Genomic DNA, 15,928 nt, shown 5'->3' with positions numbered 1-15,928 from the left:
GAGGATTTATGAAGCAATCTTACGTTTGCAACAGCACAAATATACATAAGTTTTTTATATACATAAGACTTCTATGTATAAAATTTAATTTGAAATTGCTATTGATTTTTGAAGTTGAAGTTGATTTTTGAAGTTAAAATTGCAATTGATTTTTGAATTTGATATTATTACCTTTGTAAAAATTATTATTCATGTCAACTTATTATAAACTAACCATAAAAGATTTAAAAAGGGAAACTGCCAACGCAATTTCAATTACATTCAACATTCCATCCGAATTAAAATCAACTTATCAATTTATTGCTGGTCAATACGTTAATTTAAAATTAACGCTTGACGGACAAGAAATTCGTCGCGCTTATTCTATTTGTTCTTCTCCAAATAGCGGCGAACTTCGCATTGCCATTAAATCAGTTCAAAACGGTCATTTTTCAAAATTTGCCAATGACAATTTAAAAGTTGGAGATATTATTGAAGTTGGTCAACCAGAAGGAAAATTTACATTTGAACCTAATGCTGATAAACAAAAAAATTATGCAGGTTTCGTTGCCGGAAGCGGAATTACACCAGTAATGTCCATCTTAAAATCGGTTTTAGAAAGCGAACCAAACAGTACTTTTGTTATAGTTTATGGTAATAAATCACCCGAAGAAACCATCTTTCATCAGGAACTTCACGATTTACAACTGAAATATGTTGGACGTTTGTTTGTACATTTTGTTTACAGCAAATCAAATGGTGGCGATCTTTTTGGAAGAATTGATAAATCGGCTGTGAATTTCATTCTTAATAACAAACACAAAGAAAAAGAGTTTGATAAATTCTATTTATGCGGACCAGAAGAAATGATTAATGTGGTTTCCAATGTTTTAAAAGAACACAATGTAGCCGAAAAAGATATTAAGTTTGAATTGTTTTCCACTTCAACTGCTGAAAATACTAACGTTGGCAATCAATCTGGTCACACAAAAATCACCATTATGGTTGATGATGAAGAAACCACTTTTGAAATGTCGCAGAAACAAACCGTGCTCGAAGCGGCTTTAAAACAAGGAATTGATGCACCTTACTCTTGTCAAGGTGGCATTTGCAGTTCGTGTTTAGCACGAATTACAAACGGTTCAGCTGAAATGAAAAAGAACTCCATTTTAACCGATGGCGAAGTTGCCGAAGGTTTGATTTTAACTTGTCAAGCACATCCAACATCGGCCGAAATTTATGTGGATTTTGATGATGTTTAGATTGAAGATTGTTGATTAATGATTTCAGATTTTAAAATTGCTTTTGATTTTTGCAATTGATATTGTAATTGGAAATGAAAAACAAACTAGAGATATTTAAAAAAGCTCCTGATCTTTTGGATGAACCCGAAGTTCAGGAGCTTTTGGATTATTGCGAACGATTGGAAGACGAGTTGGTTGACTTAAAATTTGAAAAAGAAAAAAGCAAAGAACTCATTATGCTCGACATGATTAAGGAAGTCATAAAAGGTTGTAATGCTATTGAAAAAGAACAGTTGGAACACGAACGATTTGGCTATGAAGCACCAAATTATCAAGCTACAATTTCTAATCTAAAAAGTTATATTTTAGAGATTTGCAGAATAAATAAGATTTATTTATAACTTATTAAACCATTAAGAAATTAAGAAAAGTTAAGGCAAATCTTAATGAAACTTAATTTCTTAATGGTTTAAAACTAAATTAATTTTTTTCACAATACTTTCCACAGAAATACTTCGCATCACATCTTCATAACCTTCCACTTTTTTATTTCCATAAACCGAAGTTGGCAATAGTGGATATTTTTCTCTATCAGAAGTTAGGCAATTTTCCAGCGGTTGATTGAATGGTGCAAATCCAGCAAAAGGATGTGTTGCACCCCAAAGTGTGATGACTTTTATACCTAACATTGCGGCAATATGAGCGTTTCCACTATCCATAGAAAGCATTATATCAAGATTAGAAATAAGCTGTAATTCTTGATTAAATTTTAGTTTTCCGGCAACAACAACGATATTTTCTCTTTGTTTTGCCAAAGTATTTAGTTTTTCGGTTTCTTCTTTTCCTCCACCAAAAAGGAAGATTTTAGTGTTGCTTTTCAATGCTAAATTATCAACTACATTTTGCATTAAATCCAACGGATAGACTTTACTTTCATATTGAGCAAATGGCGCAATTCCAATCCATTTAAAATTGTCTTTTTTACCTGAAATACTTAAAATTTCTTCAGATAAAAATGCTTTTTCAGGGAAATTTGGCAAAGATAAATCAACAGAAAAACCTAGTTTTTTAAACGTTTCAACATGTCTTTCGACCATTGTTTTTAAGGGTTGAAAAACTTTATTTTCGGCACGAGTTAAAGCGCGTTTTTCGGCTCTGCCTTTATCGGTTGCGGCAACTTTTTTTCCTGACAATAAAAATAAAGTTCGAATGATTTGGGAACGCAACACATTATGCAAATCGGCAACAGCATCGATGTTTAATTTCTTCAAATCAGAATATAATTTCAATAATCCGAATAAACCTTTGTGTCGTTTTTTTACGTCAACTGCAAAAAATTCTACATTGGGAATTCCGTCAAAAAAAGGTTTGAAAAACGGTCGAGAAACGACTGTGATTTTTACAGTTGTCCCGAGACTTCGGGATTGTGCAACCATTGCTCGAATAACTGGAACCGTCATAGCAACATCGCCCATTGCTGAGAGACGAATAACGGCGATATGTTGGATTGGTTTTGACAAAACAAAATTATATTTCTTTAGGAACAATATCCTTTTTTGTCATATTCTTTATTGTCATCAAACCATCAATATGTTCCAATAAATTAGGATCAACAGGATTTAACATCGGATCTAAAATAAAATCAACTCCTTCTCTTCTGGCAAATTTAGCTACTGGGACAAAATCACTATCGCCAGCTATTAAAATAATCTGATTTACCTGTTCTTTAAAAGATAATGTTGCTATATCTAAACCAACTTTCATGTCAACTCCTTTTTGATTTAAGGGAAATTCTACATCATCGAATTTTAAATCAGAAATGCTTATAGTTCCGTCAAGTAATGATTTAGTATGCCTTGACTTTATTTGCCATTCTCTCGAGCTATTTTTTAAAAACCCTAATCTTAATGCAATTTTTCTCTGCTTCTTTAATTCTGTAAAAAGAGAGTGTCTAAATTTATATAAATCGGTATTTTTAAAACTCATTGATTTACCTGATATGGGATTTTTAGAATCTCCATCAAAAGGTTCTGCATCATAATAAAATATTCTGTAAAGTTCCGTAGGCGGAAGATTGTACTTTTGACGGTAATTATTAATTCTTTGAATATGTTTAAAACAATACGAAACTATGTTTTTTGCCATTATTTCAGGAGTATCTGAACTTTCAAAACCTTTGATATATTTATACCTTCTAATAAAAAAGCCTCCATCAATTAAAATTGCTGTTTTCATAAAAATATAGATAAAAAAAATGTCCAAAGTCAGTATTTGTCGCTATAATTACTTTAGACTGGAACAATCTAAAGCTGACAAATCCGCTCATTGGACGTTATATGTACTACAAAAATAGTACATTTTATTCGTAAATACAAATTTTATACCATTATTTCTTATTCTGATACAACACCGGATTCAAATCATCATCGTTGTACATTTTCATTTGTTTGTACACTTTCATGAACTTGTCACCGTTTTCAATATCAGTTAATAAATCATTGATCGAGGTAAACATATCGCTTTTTTGATCTAACAAAACGTTTAACTTTTCCTGGCATTTTGCTCTGTGTTCAGCTGTTGCATCAACGCGAGTTGCTTCTTCATTCATGTGGTAAATTTTCAGAGCTAAAATCGATAATCTATCAATTGCCCAAGCTGGACTTTCGGTATTGATTTTGGCATTTGATTTTACTTGAACCGAAGCATATTTTTGAAGAAAGTAACTGTCAATATATTCTACCATATCCGTACGAACTTGATTGGAAGCATCGATTTTTCGTTTTAAATCTAAAGCTGCAACTGGATCAATATTTGGATCACGAATGATGTCTTCATAATGCCATTGAACAGTGTCGACCCAATTCTTTGCATATAAAAGATACTCAATACTTCCTTTTTCGTAAGGATTTAGTGTTGGTTGATATACATCATCAATAATATGATAGTCTTTGATGCTTTGTTCAAAAATTGGGAAGGCAAATTGTGAAAACATAGTAGTAAAATTTTATTGCAAAGATAGTTTTTATACTTTTACCCAAACATACAAATTTTTCAGCTTTATGCACATTCATTATATTTCGGAGCAAAACAGTATTCTTAATCATTTTTTGGCACAAATTCGTGATGTTTCTATCCAAAAAGACAGCATGCGTTTCAGGAAAAACATTGAACGTATTGGCGAAATTATGGCGTATGAATTAAGTAAAACTTTGGATTATAAAGCAATTGACGTGCAAACGCCGCTTGGCATAAAACATACTACAACTGTTGCCGAACCTGTGGTTTTGTGTTCAATTCTTCGTGCTGGATTGGCTTTGCATACTGGTTTTATGAACTTTTTTGACGATGCCGAAAACGGATTTGTTTCTGCTTATCGTCATCATTACGACAACGATGATAAATTTGAAATTTTGGTCGAATATCAAGCTGCACCATCGTTTGAAGGAAAAAATTTAATTCTAATTGATCCAATGTTAGCAACAGGACAATCGATTGTTGCTGTTTTGCACAAATTACATTTGGAACAAAAACCGAAAGAAATTCACATTGCTGTAGTTATTGCTGCGCCAGAAGGAATTGCTTATCTAGAAGAAAATCTTCCGAAAAACTGTCATCTTTGGGTTGCTGCTTTGGATGAAAAATTAAACGAGAAAAACTATATCATTCCTGGTCTTGGCGATGCTGGAGATTTGGCTTATGGCAGTAAATTATAAGTTGAAAAAATAGGTTGTAATGGTAATAATTGCTACAGTAAACAATACTATTTCCTGATAGGTTTTGTTTTGAGAATACTCAATATTGTTGGTTGACAAAACAGCCAAAGGCAAAAATGTGAAGACTAAAATTGCATTACTTTTATCTGGTGAAAAAAGGAAAACCAATACGCCAATAAAAAAACTGACAATCATTTTCTTATAGGAAGCTTGAAGCACAAGTGGTTTATTTCCAACTGTAAATATCATCGAAAAAACAAAATATATTCCGAAAATCGCAAAAAGAGTTAATGCAATCTTCTTATAATTATTCACAAAATAATCCCATTGAAAGTTCATTTCGGTTTGTTTGATACTATGTAAAATCCACGTTTGGTCAAAAATTAATGAGAATAAAACAAAAATTATTGCTCCAGTTCCAATAGCAATAAACGGTATCAGCCAATTTCTATAATCTCGTGAAACGTGAAAAATTATAGAAACATAAATCACAAAAAGGAAAAGAATACACCAAAAATGGAACAAACTTGCTATAAAAATCCACAACGAAGCATCGAATATTTTTTCTTTGGGAGATTTTAAAGTTTGTAACGAAATCATTCTTCGGATGGCAAGAATGACAAAAAAATTAGCTAACAACAGCTTCAAATTACCAAAAACAGAAGGAAATAAAGCTAAATAAAGCAGGAAAAACAAAATTGCATAACTACTGTTTTTGGTCAACCCATTCTTTTTTACAATAAAGTTAACCAAGAAAAGTGAACTTAGTAATACTATAATAGTCAATGCTTTTTCATAAATAGTATTGCTATTTAAAACACTAGTTGATGCATTAAATTGAGAAAAAGTAAAAAAGAAAATCAGCAATAATACCGAAAATGCATAATTTATAAGTGTAGATTTTCTAAAAAACGTTGTAATCATAATGATATTTTATACATTTGTGGTGTAAATATAATACTTTATAAAATGAAAGCATTTTTTGAAGCGATTCAGTCTTTATTTGTAGATTTTTTATTCAAACCATTGGATTGGTTACGCGCACTTGAATTAGACAATTGGTGGTTAGCAAATTCTATCAGTTGGATATTAATGGCTATTTGTGGTTATTATATGGTATATTGGATTAAACAATTACGTATTTTTGACGAAGCTGGAACTGAAAATCAAGATACAACGGCTCATTCTTTTTTAAAATAAGAATTCTGAAATTAGATTTTAGAATTACAAATTCTCAATTTTAATTAGAGGTCAAAACCGATATCTTTTCTAAAATACATCTTATCAAAATGTAGCTTGTCTATGTTTTGATAAGATTTTTTTATGGCTTCTTCAAAATTATTTCCATACGAAGTCACTGCGATAACTCTTCCGCCATTAGTCAAAACCTTTCCATTTACGAGTTTTGTTCCAGCATGAAAAGCAATTGAACCTTCTATATTTTCCAATCCAGAAATTTCAAATCCTTTTCCGTAATCTTCTGGATAACCGCCAGAAACTACCATAATTGTAGTAGCACTTCTTTCGTCAATTTCTAAAGAAACTTGATCCAAAGTTTGATTTCCAACTGCTTGAAAAAGTTCTACTAAATCCGATTTCAATCTCGGAATTACAACTTCCGTTTCTGGATCGCCCATTCTTACATTGTATTCTATAACAATTGGTTCGCCTTTTACGTTTATTAATCCTATGAAAACAAAACCTTTATATTCAATTCCGTCGCTTTGCAAACCTGCAATTGTTGGTTTTACAATTCGGGTTTCAATTTTTTCCAACAAAACTGCATCTGCAAAAGGAACTGGAGAAACTGCACCCATTCCACCAGTATTTAAACCTGTGTCGCCTTCACCAATTCTCTTATAATCTTTCGCAGTTGGCAGAATTTTGTAGTTTTTTCCGTCGGTTAAAACAAAACAACTAAGTTCAATTCCGTCAAGAAACTCTTCGATAACCACTTTTGCGCTTGCTGTTCCAAATTTTTCATGAAGCAACATGTTTCTTAATTCAGTTTTGGCTTCTTCCAAATCTTGAATAATCAAAACACCTTTTCCAGCAGCCAAACCATCTGCTTTTAAAACGTATGGAGGTTGTAAAGTTTCTAGAAAATTACATCCTTTTTCAACTGTTTCTTTGGTAAAACTATCATAAGCTGCAGTTGGGATTTTATGTTTGATAAGAAATTCTTTAGCAAATTCTTTACTTCCTTCTAATTGTGCGCCAACTTTTGACGGACCAATTACAGGAATATGATTTAAATCAGAATCGTTTTTGAAGAAATCATAAATTCCGTGAACCAAAGGATCTTCTGGACCAACAACAACCATATCCACTTTTTCTGCTAAAGCAAATGTTTTTATGGCATCAAAATCTAAAATATTTAAAGAAACGTTTGTTGCAATTTGCGATGTTCCAGCATTTCCTGGAGCTACAAAAAGTTTAGAACATTTGTTAGATTGTAACATTTTCCATGCAAGAGCATGTTCTCTTCCTCCAGAACCAAGTAGTAAAATTGTCATTGTGTTGTGCTGTTATGTTGTGTTGCAAAAATAGTTTGTTTTCAAAAGAATTTAAAGCTAATCAGTAGAAAAGTTTTTGTTTTTGTATTTTTGAACAAAATAGAATTTTTGTGTTTCAACTTTTCAATTTATCGCTCAAATTAAATGGTTTTCCTGTGAAGGAAGCAATTGCTGAATTTGAAAAAATTCAAGCCATTTCTGATGCTGAATATGAAAATTATATTAATTTAAAACGAAAAGAAATTGTTGAATATCATCTAAAAAACAATAAATCGTATCAAGAAATTGTTGGAAAATTGGAGATTCAAAATTGGAGTGAACTTCCGATAATGACAAAAAAAGAATTTCAGAAACCTTTATCTGAAAGACTTTCTAAAGGCTTTACATTAAAAAATGTTTACGTCAATAAAACTTCGGGTTCCAGTGGCGATCCGTTTATTTTTGCGAAAGATAAATTTTGTCATGCCTTGACTTGGGCAAATATCATCAATAGATTTGGATGGTTTGGAATTGATTTTAATTCGTCTAAACAAGCAAGATTTTATGGAATTCCTTTAGATTTTATTGGAAACAAGAAAGAACGATTAAAAGATGTTTTGAAAAACAGTTATCGATTCACTATTTTTGATTTATCCGATGAAATTCTTGAAAAAGTGTTGCTGAAATTTCAGAATAAAAAGTTCGATTACATTAACGGTTATACTTCTTCTATCGTTTTATTTGCTAAATTTCTTCAAAAGAAAAACATTGTATTAACATCGGTTTGTCCAACGTTGAAATGTTGTGTTGTTACTTCAGAAATGTTATTTGATGAAGATAAAATTTTGATGGAAAAACAGTTTGGTGTACCAATTATAAATGAATACGGTGCTTCAGAATTGGACTTGATAGCTTTTCAAAATCCTCAAGATGAATGGCAAGTAAATTCTGAAACCTTATTTGTAGAAATTTTAGACGATAATGATAACGTGCTTCCCAACGGAAAAGAAGGACGAATTGTAATTACATCTTTGTACAACAAAGCACATTCTTTTATAAGATATGACATTGGTGATATTGGAATTCTTGATGAAAAAAGTACATTAAAAAAACCTATTCTAAAAAAACTAATTGGAAGAACAAATGATATTGCGATTCTTCCAAGCGGAAAAAAATCACCAGGATTAACTTTTTACTACGTTACCAAAAGTATTATTGAGGATGATGGAAATGTAAAAGAATTTGTGGTAAAACAAACAAAAATTGATACTTTTGACATCGAATATGTAAGTCAAAAGGAACTTGATAACAATCAAATTAAAACTATCGGAAAAGCTATTTCTACATATTTAGAAAATGGTTTACATTTTAATTTCATACGAAAAGAAAAATTAACCCGTTCTAAAAGTGGAAAATTGAAACAGTTTGTATCACTAATAAAAAACTAAAATGAAAATTACCATAGTCGCTGGTGCAAGACCAAATTTTATAAAAATTGCACCTATAATCAAAGCTATTGAAAAGAACCAAAGTGAAGGTAAGACAATTTCTTTTAGACTAGTTCATACAGGACAACATTATGATAAAAATTTAAGTGATACCTTTTTTGAAGAATTAAATATTCCTCATCCAAACTCAAATCTTGAAGTAAAAAGTGGAACACAGGCGCAACAAACCGCTGCAATAATGATTGCATTTGAACAAGAATTACTAGAAAATCCTTGTGACTTAGTATTGGTGGTTGGCGATGTAAATTCAACAATGGCGTGTGCGATTGTAGCAAAAAAATTAAATATAAAAGTTACTCATGTAGAAGCAGGAATTCGCTCTGGCGATATGACAATGCCAGAAGAAATTAATAGAATTGTAACCGATAGCATAACTGATTATTTTTTTACAACCTCAACTTGGGCTGGAGAAAACCTTTTAAAATATGGTGCAGAACCATCATCAATTCATTTTGTTGGAAATGTTATGATTGATACTTTGTATCAAAATTTAGAGCGAATTTCCGCTCCATCTTTTTGGAACGAATATCAGTTAGAAACTGGAAATTATATTATTTTAACATTGCATCGTCCGTCGAATGTAGATGAAGAAAATTCATTAATCGATTTACTAAAAGGAATTGATAAAATAGTAGGTGAAAAAAAGGTAATTTTCCCAATTCATCCGAGAACAAAATCTATTCTTGGTGAACAAAATCTGAGTTTAAAAAACATTATAACTGTTGAACCACAAGGCTATCTTAATTTTATGTATTTAATAAAAAACAGTTTTGCAGTAATTACTGATTCTGGAGGAATTTCAGAAGAAACTACAGTTTTGAATATTCCTTGTTTTACATTAAGAACTACAACAGAAAGGCCAGAAACTATAACTATTGGAACTAATAATCTAATTGGGACATCAATAAATAATTTAGAAAAAATATTTGGTGAATTTTTAAAAAATGGTTCGAAAAAATCAGGAATTCCAGAGCTTTGGGATGGAAAAGCTTCAGAAAGAATAATTGATATTATCTTATCAAAAAATAATGAATGATATTTTAATTATATCCAATTATTATCCACCAGAAAAAGGTGCTGCCGCTAATAGAATTGAACAATTAGCGAAAAAACTACACGAAAAAAATTACTCAGTTACCGTAGTTTGCCCACTTGGTAATTACCCAGAAGGAAAACTATTTCCAGAATATAAAGGGAAATTTTCACTTACAGAAAATAAAGATTCTATAACAGTTAAAAGGCTCTGGATTTATCCAAGTATCAGTAAAAATCTATTTATTAGACTTTTATCAGTATTATCGTTTACCTTGAGTTTATTTTTCTATTTATCTTTTAAAAAAACGCCTAATAAAGTTATCGTTCAATCGCCACCATTATTACTTTCATTTATTTCTGTTTTTATACTTTCCCTAAAAAAGAAAAAAATAATTCTTAATGTTTCTGATTTGTGGCCATTGGCTGCTGTAGAGTTGAAAGCGTTGAAAAAAGGCTCATTTTCTCATAAATTTTCATTGTTTTTAGAACAATATATTTATAAAAAAGCTACCTTAATTTTAGGTCAATCTGATGAAATATTAACTCATATAAAGACTTTATTTCCTAATAAAAATTGTTATTTATATCGTAACTTTCCTGATCATAAAATTGAAAATTTAAATTTAATATCTCTGGAAAATCAACCTATTAGAATATTTTACGCTGGGCTTTTAGGTATTGCACAAGGTATTTATGAACTGTGTGAAAAAATTGAATTAGATGGTTTGAATATTGAGTTACACTTATTTGGAAATGGTGCTGAAAAAAAACAAATTGAAGAATTAATTTTAACCGAAAAAGGAAAAAATATCTTCTTTCATGGAATGTTAAATCGCAATGATTTACATGAAAAACTTAAGTCCTTTGACATTGCAGTGGTTCCATTGAAAACGAGAATTTATGGTTCTGTTCCTTCAAAAATATTTGAATATGGTTCACTAGGATTTCCAATTTTATATTTTGGTGGTGGAGAAGGAGAAAATATAGTTGAAGAAAATAATCTAGGTTGGGTTGCTTCTGTAGAAGATTATAATGACTTGAATAACAAACTAAAATTGATTTCAAATTTAGATAAATATAATTTGAATTTGATGAAAAAAAGAATTTTTGAAGAAACAAAAGAAGTTTTCAATTTAGATAATCAAATGAATTATTTAATCGATAAAAATGTTTTTTAATACGCCTTTTCTTCTCCTTTAAAGATATTAACCACGGTTTGAAAAATAATTTTTAAGTCCATGATTATTGACCAATTTTCGATATAAAAAACATCATATTTTATTCGGTTAATCATGTCTTCTTCAGTTTCAATTTCACCTCTAAAACCTTTTACTTGAGCTAAACCTGTGATACCTGGTTTTACATAATGTCGAACCATATATTTCTTGATTTTGCTGGCATAAGCTTTGTTTTGTGACCAAAGATGCGGTCTTGGACCAACGACTGACATATCACCAAGAAGCACGTTAAAAAATTGTGGCAATTCATCAATACTTGTTTTTCGCATAAACTTACCCATTTTGGTAACTCTTGGATCGTTTTTGGAAGCTTCTTTTTCGGTAAAACGATTGACTTGCATCGAACGAAATTTATAACAGAAAAATTCTTCTTCGTCCAAACCTGGTCTTCCTTGTTTGAAAAAAACTGGTCCTTTTGATTCAAGTTTTATTAAAATTGCCAAAAGTGGAATTAACCATGAAAGTAAAAATAGAATTACTATCAAAGAAAATATTATATCAAATGTTCTTTTAAAACCTTTAATCAAAGGATTGTGAAGCTCTGTTTTCTGTAATGTAAGTACAGGAAAAAGTTCATAGTAATTGATTTTTAAGTTTTTAGAAAAAATCTCTTTGGTATCAGGAATGAATTTTATTGCTTTTTTATTATCATCGGCAAATTCAACTAAATCCTTTAATTTCTCATTGGAAATTTCATTCAACGAACAAAAAATTTCGTCAATTTTATTTTCAATCACAAAGTGTTTTAAATCTTCTATTCTTCCTTTTATTTCAGAATTTTGTTTTTTGTCAGAAAAAAAACCGAAGAAACGATATCCATAATCTTTTCTGTTTTCTAAAACTCCTTTTAATCGAATGGATTCACTTGTATAACCAATAATCACAGCATTTCTAAAATTACTTCCTGTAACTATTCGGTATTTTTTTAGATAAAAAAACCAAAAATATTTGAAACTAACAATAGCAACAAAACTTGTTATCATAAACATTGCGATGGCTTTTCCACTGAAAATAGTTTCCTTAGAAAAAGGGAAAAAAGCAATGACAACTAACAAAAAAATGCTAAATTGTTTTACTAATTTGCTGATGATTTCAACAGGTGTTGTAAAACGAAAAACTTCATAGTATTTTACTATCAATGCTATGACAACCCATGTAATAGTTTGATAAATAATGTAATACAACAACGGAAGGTTTAAATCTCTAAAGAAATATAAACTTAAAGTCGTAATAACTATTAGATCAAAAACAATATTGATTGGTCTAATGTATTTTGAATATCTTCCTGTTTGTTGTGCAACCATATTTTTTAATGGATGTAACCTTTGAAATCTTTGTGTTCTTCTTTTAACAATTCTTCCGAAGAAAGTGATTTGAAATACTCGTAAGTCAATTTCATTCCTTCTTCTCTATTTACTTTGGCTTCCCAACCTAATATTTCTTTGGCTTTAGTAGTATCAGGTTGACGTTGTAATGGATCGTTGATTGGTAACGGATGATATACTACTTTTTGATTGGTCCCGGTTAATTTAATAATTTCTTCTGCAAAATCTTTGATGGTAATTTCATCAGGATTTCCAATGTTTACTGGATAAACGTAATCCGAATGTAAAAGTCTAAAAATTCCTTCTACTTGATCTGTAACATAGCAAAAAGAACGTGTTTGACTTCCATCTCCAAAAATGGTTAAATCTTCTCCGCGAAGTGCTTGTCCAATAAATGCTGGAATTACACGACCATCATTCAGTCGCATTCTTGGTCCATACGTATTGAAAATTCTAACAATTCTGGTTTCAACACCATGGAATGTATGATATGCCATCGTAATTGATTCTTGAAAACGCTTGGCTTCGTCATAAACACCTCTTGGACCAATAGTGTTTACGTTTCCATAATATTCTTCGGTTTGTGGATGAACTAATGGATCGCCATATACTTCTGAAGTTGAAGCGATAAGAATTCTAGCTTTTTTTACTCGAGCTAATCCAAGTAAATTATGTGTTCCAAGCGAACCTACTTTTAGAGTTTGAATAGGAATTTTCAGGTAATCTATCGGACTTGCCGGCGAAGCAAAATGTAGAATATAATCTAATTTTCCCGGCACGTGAACAAATTTTGTTACATCATGATGATAAAATTCGAAGTTTTTATCTTTAAAAAGATGTTCAATATTTTTTAAATCGCCTGTTATTAAATTATCCATTCCGATAACAAAATAACCTTCGGCAATAAAACGATCGCACAAATGTGAGCCAAGAAAACCTGCTGCACCTGTAATTAAAATTCTTTTCATATAATTTTTTAATTTTTAGGATTGTCTTTCAATACATTAGAATTGAAAAGACAATAAAAAAGTGTGAAAAACACAACACCTCTTTGTCGCCATAAAAATGATTCTGTCAAAAATAAACTTATCATTAGAATTGCAAAAGCAAAATGAACAAAATCTTTGTTTTTTATGGCATTTTTTATGTTAAACAGTACTATTATTAACAATAATGCAAATCCTATAATCCCTAAATCGGAAAAATTTTGAATATATTGATTGTGAAGATTCTTATCTTGATAACCTTCATGCTCTTTATCTCCAAGAAATAAATTGTATTGAACTGCTTTTTCTTTAATTTTTTGGGTGGAAGCATTTAATCCAAATCCTAATAAATAAGCATTATTCTCAGAAATAATTTCAGTAAAAATCCTAAATTGATACACTCTGAAAGCTGTTCCTGGAAAATAATCATTTGGTGAAAATGTTTCGTTTGTCCAAGCTTCTTTTAAACTTATGTAATGAACACCTTGAGGAACATTACTAATTACATCTGCACTAATACTTTTGTCTGTATTACTTTGAAATTCTTCTTTAAATCGGTTTTTAATTTTTCCAAACGAAACGATTAAGCCTAATACTAATCCAAAAACTATCAAGTTTCTCAGTCGTAATTTTTGAGAAGATTTTGAAAAATAAAAGAAATACAATAATCCTAACAGTAAAACTACAACGATTATATTTTTGGAGGAAAGTAAAATTATAAAGGCAAAAAGTAAAATAGCAGCTACGTTTTCAAATTTGGTCTTAACTTCTTTTGAAACAAAGTAAAACAAAGCAACAGCTGCAAAAACCGATACATGAATGGCATTTAAAAGTTTTGGAACTAAACCATAATCAACATAATCTTCGCCGTGGTAAAAAAATGCTCTTGAATCTTGATTTATGAAATATCTAAACGTTGCTCTCAACATGAAAAAAACAGCCAAAATAACCATCGAATAGCTGTAATATTGCTTTATTTTTTCGGTTTGAATTGAAGTAAATTTTTTGTTTACCGCAAAAGCAATCGGGATTAGTAATAATGTGATTTCTTTTGGAATTGCTTTTAACGTAGTTTCTTGGTCAATGCTCCAAAAATAGGACAAAGCCATCCAAAAGAATAGTACAATTGGAACAATCAAAAACAGATTGAAACTTACATTTTCTTTCTTAAATTTTAGGATGCTGATAAGTAAAAATACTGCTAAAACAACATTGTTAACAGCAAATGGAAGCGGAATTGTTACTAGCAGCAACAATGACCATAAAAAAAGGATATTATTATTTGTTTGACTTTTTATGTCTAGCAAAACATTCTTCAAAAAGTTGTAAATATTCGCCATTAATTTTGCTCCAGTTAAATTGATTTACAATTGCTTTAAAGTTGGCTTGAACCAGATGCAAGTTATCATTTTTTTTGATAGTTTCGATAATATTTTTAACTTCTTGAGGATTAGAGAAATAATAGCTATTTTCTTTTAAAATTCCTTTGTTAAAATCGTTGTTATGCGCAATTACAAATGCTTTTGAAGCCATTGCTTCTAGTAATGATGGATTTGTTCCTCCAACGGAATGACCGTGAAAATAGAGATTTGAAAAATATCTCAAATTGTCTAGGTGTTCCAAGTTGTAAAGTGCGCCTATGAAACGAATATTTGGAAAATCTTTGTACTTTTTCTTTAAATATTCGCCATATTTTGTGTGATTTTTTCCTATGACTAAAATGGTGGTTTCAACATCGCTAATAGATACACCTTCTAGAACCATATCTAAATTATTCTCGGGTTCAAAACGTGCCATTATCATGTTGTACTTTCCTTTTTCAACATAATATTCTTGAAGAATTTGCTCATTTGGGTTATCGAACGGATGCGCACCATAAGCAATATAGGTTGAATCTTTTTTATATTTTTCTTTCAAGAATTTTTGAATTCCAATAGAATCTGAAACCAAATAATCACTACTAATAGCTGCCAATCTTTCGGCAAATTTTAAAAACTGCTGAACTGGTCGCGAATATTTAGAACGTTTCCACTCTAAACCATCCATATTGGTGATAATAATTGATTTTTTTGGTAAAAGAAAACACCATATCGAATTGCTGGTATAACCTAACTGAAGAATGATGTCAAAATTCCTTTTGCGAGAATCTATGATACAATTGTAATCATAAATAAACTGACCAAACGTACCGTATTTATATTCTGGATCATGTTTATGGATAATATTTACGCCGTGAAATGTTTTCTCTTGAAACGGATGATCATGAGAATTATAGCAATATACTTCGTGACCTTGTTCAACCAAATAAACTGAAAAAAATTCAGCAAATTGTTCAAATCCTCCGTAATAATTGGGCACGCCACGAGTTCCGAGTATAGCTATTTTCATCAACCTAGTTTCTTTTC

Annotated in this window: 16 protein-coding genes; 7 read left to right on the top strand and 9 right to left on the bottom strand. The window is 30.4% G+C overall.

The window, feature by feature from the left end:
- Nucleotides 1–191 precede the first annotated feature (191 nt).
- Nucleotides 192–1,241: a ferredoxin--NADP reductase gene (locus IAI56_RS01065; protein ID WP_187656108.1), complete on the top strand. Its 1,050-nt coding sequence runs from the start codon at nucleotides 192–194 to the stop codon at nucleotides 1,239–1,241.
- A 74-nt stretch (nucleotides 1,242–1,315) separates the two neighbouring features.
- Complete coding sequence (locus IAI56_RS01060; RefSeq protein ID WP_169524473.1) at nucleotides 1,316–1,624, top strand: hypothetical protein; 309 nt, start codon at nucleotides 1,316–1,318, stop codon at nucleotides 1,622–1,624.
- A gap of 60 nt (nucleotides 1,625–1,684) precedes the next feature.
- On the opposite strand, the gene IAI56_RS01055 is transcribed toward IAI56_RS01060, so the two are convergent.
- From IAI56_RS01055 to IAI56_RS01045, 3 genes are all read right to left on the bottom strand, one after another.
- A complete protein-coding gene (locus tag IAI56_RS01055; RefSeq protein WP_187656153.1) occupies nucleotides 1,685–2,698 on the bottom strand; it encodes a glycosyltransferase family 9 protein in 1,014 nt (337 codons plus the stop codon).
- Nucleotides 2,699–2,750: 52 nt separating this feature from the next.
- The gene (locus IAI56_RS01050) at nucleotides 2,751–3,458 is read right to left on the bottom strand and encodes an NYN domain-containing protein (protein ID WP_204158783.1); all 708 of its coding nucleotides are present in this window, start codon (nucleotides 3,456–3,458) and stop codon (nucleotides 2,751–2,753) included.
- A 151-nt stretch (nucleotides 3,459–3,609) separates the two neighbouring features.
- Nucleotides 3,610–4,215 (bottom strand): DUF4254 domain-containing protein, encoded by a 606-nt coding sequence (locus IAI56_RS01045; RefSeq protein WP_187656107.1) that lies wholly within the window; start codon nucleotides 4,213–4,215, stop codon nucleotides 3,610–3,612.
- A gap of 67 nt (nucleotides 4,216–4,282) precedes the next feature.
- On the opposite strand from IAI56_RS01045, the gene upp reads away from it, so the two are divergent.
- Nucleotides 4,283–4,936 (top strand): uracil phosphoribosyltransferase, encoded by a 654-nt coding sequence (gene upp, locus IAI56_RS01040; RefSeq protein ID WP_133532314.1) that lies wholly within the window; start codon nucleotides 4,283–4,285, stop codon nucleotides 4,934–4,936.
- Here upp and IAI56_RS01035 read toward each other — a convergent pair.
- Nucleotides 4,931–5,860: a DUF6427 family protein gene (locus IAI56_RS01035; RefSeq protein ID WP_187656106.1), complete on the bottom strand. Its 930-nt coding sequence runs from the start codon at nucleotides 5,858–5,860 to the stop codon at nucleotides 4,931–4,933. The genes upp and IAI56_RS01035 overlap by 6 nt on opposite strands.
- A gap of 45 nt (nucleotides 5,861–5,905) precedes the next feature.
- Between IAI56_RS01035 and IAI56_RS01030 the strand changes: the two genes are divergently transcribed.
- On the top strand, nucleotides 5,906–6,136 hold the full coding sequence (locus IAI56_RS01030; RefSeq protein WP_187656105.1) for a DUF6341 family protein: 231 nt from the start codon (nucleotides 5,906–5,908) through the stop codon (nucleotides 6,134–6,136).
- A gap of 44 nt (nucleotides 6,137–6,180) precedes the next feature.
- Here IAI56_RS01030 and purD read toward each other — a convergent pair whose 3' ends face one another.
- Nucleotides 6,181–7,452: a phosphoribosylamine--glycine ligase gene (gene purD / locus IAI56_RS01025; RefSeq protein WP_187656104.1), complete on the bottom strand. Its 1,272-nt coding sequence runs from the start codon at nucleotides 7,450–7,452 to the stop codon at nucleotides 6,181–6,183.
- 110 nt (nucleotides 7,453–7,562) lie between these two features.
- On the opposite strand from purD, the gene IAI56_RS01020 reads away from it, so the two are divergent.
- Genes IAI56_RS01020 through IAI56_RS01010 form a run of 3 tightly spaced genes read left to right on the top strand, consistent with a single transcriptional unit; the run spans nucleotide 7,563 to nucleotide 11,152 of the window.
- Entirely contained in the window at nucleotides 7,563–8,879 is a 1,317-nt protein-coding gene (locus IAI56_RS01020; RefSeq protein ID WP_187656103.1) for a phenylacetate--CoA ligase family protein, read from the top strand.
- Nucleotide 8,880: 1 nt separating this feature from the next.
- Nucleotides 8,881–9,975: a non-hydrolyzing UDP-N-acetylglucosamine 2-epimerase gene (gene wecB, locus IAI56_RS01015; RefSeq protein ID WP_187656102.1), complete on the top strand. Its 1,095-nt coding sequence runs from the start codon at nucleotides 8,881–8,883 to the stop codon at nucleotides 9,973–9,975.
- Nucleotides 9,968–11,152: a glycosyltransferase family 4 protein gene (locus IAI56_RS01010; protein ID WP_187656101.1), complete on the top strand. Its 1,185-nt coding sequence runs from the start codon at nucleotides 9,968–9,970 to the stop codon at nucleotides 11,150–11,152. The genes wecB and IAI56_RS01010 overlap by 8 nt, the downstream gene beginning before the upstream one ends.
- Here IAI56_RS01010 and IAI56_RS01005 read toward each other — a convergent pair.
- From IAI56_RS01005 to IAI56_RS00990, 4 genes are read right to left on the bottom strand one after another with little or no spacing between them, the layout of a single operon-like run.
- The gene (locus tag IAI56_RS01005) at nucleotides 11,149–12,516 is read right to left on the bottom strand and encodes an undecaprenyl-phosphate glucose phosphotransferase (protein ID WP_187656100.1); all 1,368 of its coding nucleotides are present in this window, start codon (nucleotides 12,514–12,516) and stop codon (nucleotides 11,149–11,151) included. The genes IAI56_RS01010 and IAI56_RS01005 overlap by 4 nt on opposite strands.
- Nucleotides 12,517–12,521: 5 nt before the next feature.
- Nucleotides 12,522–13,505, bottom strand: coding sequence for a UDP-glucuronic acid decarboxylase family protein (locus IAI56_RS01000; RefSeq protein WP_187656099.1), 984 nt, complete (start codon nucleotides 13,503–13,505; stop codon nucleotides 12,522–12,524).
- 8 nt (nucleotides 13,506–13,513) lie between these two features.
- Nucleotides 13,514–14,863 (bottom strand): O-antigen ligase family protein, encoded by a 1,350-nt coding sequence (locus IAI56_RS00995; RefSeq protein ID WP_187656098.1) that lies wholly within the window; start codon nucleotides 14,861–14,863, stop codon nucleotides 13,514–13,516.
- On the bottom strand, nucleotides 14,802–15,911 hold the full coding sequence (locus IAI56_RS00990; RefSeq protein ID WP_187656097.1) for a DUF1972 domain-containing protein: 1,110 nt from the start codon (nucleotides 15,909–15,911) through the stop codon (nucleotides 14,802–14,804). The genes IAI56_RS00995 and IAI56_RS00990 overlap by 62 nt, the downstream gene beginning before the upstream one ends.
- Nucleotides 15,912–15,928 lie beyond the last annotated feature (17 nt).

The sequence above is a fragment of the Flavobacterium macrobrachii genome, assembly GCF_014486675.1.
In the GTDB taxonomy this organism is placed as follows: domain Bacteria; phylum Bacteroidota; class Bacteroidia; order Flavobacteriales; family Flavobacteriaceae; genus Flavobacterium; species Flavobacterium macrobrachii.
The sequence above is the reverse complement of the archived record's forward strand: the minus strand, read 5'-3'. Positions and strand labels throughout refer to the sequence as shown.

Excerpts from the sequence above, each read along its gene's own strand:
- IAI56_RS01000 (WP_187656099.1), bottom strand. The coding sequence starts at position 13,505 with ATGAAAAGAATTTTAATTACAGGTGCAGCAGGTTTTCTTGGCTCACAT.
- IAI56_RS01050 (WP_204158783.1), bottom strand. The coding sequence starts at position 3,458 with ATGAAAACAGCAATTTTAATTGATGGAGGCTTTTTTATTAGAAGGTAT.
- purD (WP_187656104.1), bottom strand. The coding sequence starts at position 7,452 with ATGACAATTTTACTACTTGGTTCTGGAGGAAGAGAACATGCTCTTGCA.
- IAI56_RS01060 (WP_169524473.1), top strand. The coding sequence starts at position 1,316 with ATGAAAAACAAACTAGAGATATTTAAAAAAGCTCCTGATCTTTTGGAT.
- IAI56_RS01030 (WP_187656105.1), top strand. The coding sequence starts at position 5,906 with ATGAAAGCATTTTTTGAAGCGATTCAGTCTTTATTTGTAGATTTTTTA.
- upp (WP_133532314.1), top strand. The coding sequence starts at position 4,283 with ATGCACATTCATTATATTTCGGAGCAAAACAGTATTCTTAATCATTTT.
- IAI56_RS00990 (WP_187656097.1), bottom strand. The coding sequence starts at position 15,911 with ATGAAAATAGCTATACTCGGAACTCGTGGCGTGCCCAATTATTACGGA.
- IAI56_RS01045 (WP_187656107.1), bottom strand. The coding sequence starts at position 4,215 with ATGTTTTCACAATTTGCCTTCCCAATTTTTGAACAAAGCATCAAAGAC.
- IAI56_RS01065 (WP_187656108.1), top strand. The coding sequence starts at position 192 with ATGTCAACTTATTATAAACTAACCATAAAAGATTTAAAAAGGGAAACT.
- IAI56_RS01010 (WP_187656101.1), top strand. The coding sequence starts at position 9,968 with ATGAATGATATTTTAATTATATCCAATTATTATCCACCAGAAAAAGGT.
- IAI56_RS01035 (WP_187656106.1), bottom strand. The coding sequence starts at position 5,860 with ATGATTACAACGTTTTTTAGAAAATCTACACTTATAAATTATGCATTT.
- IAI56_RS00995 (WP_187656098.1), bottom strand. The coding sequence starts at position 14,863 with ATGGCGAATATTTACAACTTTTTGAAGAATGTTTTGCTAGACATAAAA.
- IAI56_RS01005 (WP_187656100.1), bottom strand. The coding sequence starts at position 12,516 with ATGGTTGCACAACAAACAGGAAGATATTCAAAATACATTAGACCAATC.
- wecB (WP_187656102.1), top strand. The coding sequence starts at position 8,881 with ATGAAAATTACCATAGTCGCTGGTGCAAGACCAAATTTTATAAAAATT.
- IAI56_RS01055 (WP_187656153.1), bottom strand. The coding sequence starts at position 2,698 with ATGGGCGATGTTGCTATGACGGTTCCAGTTATTCGAGCAATGGTTGCA.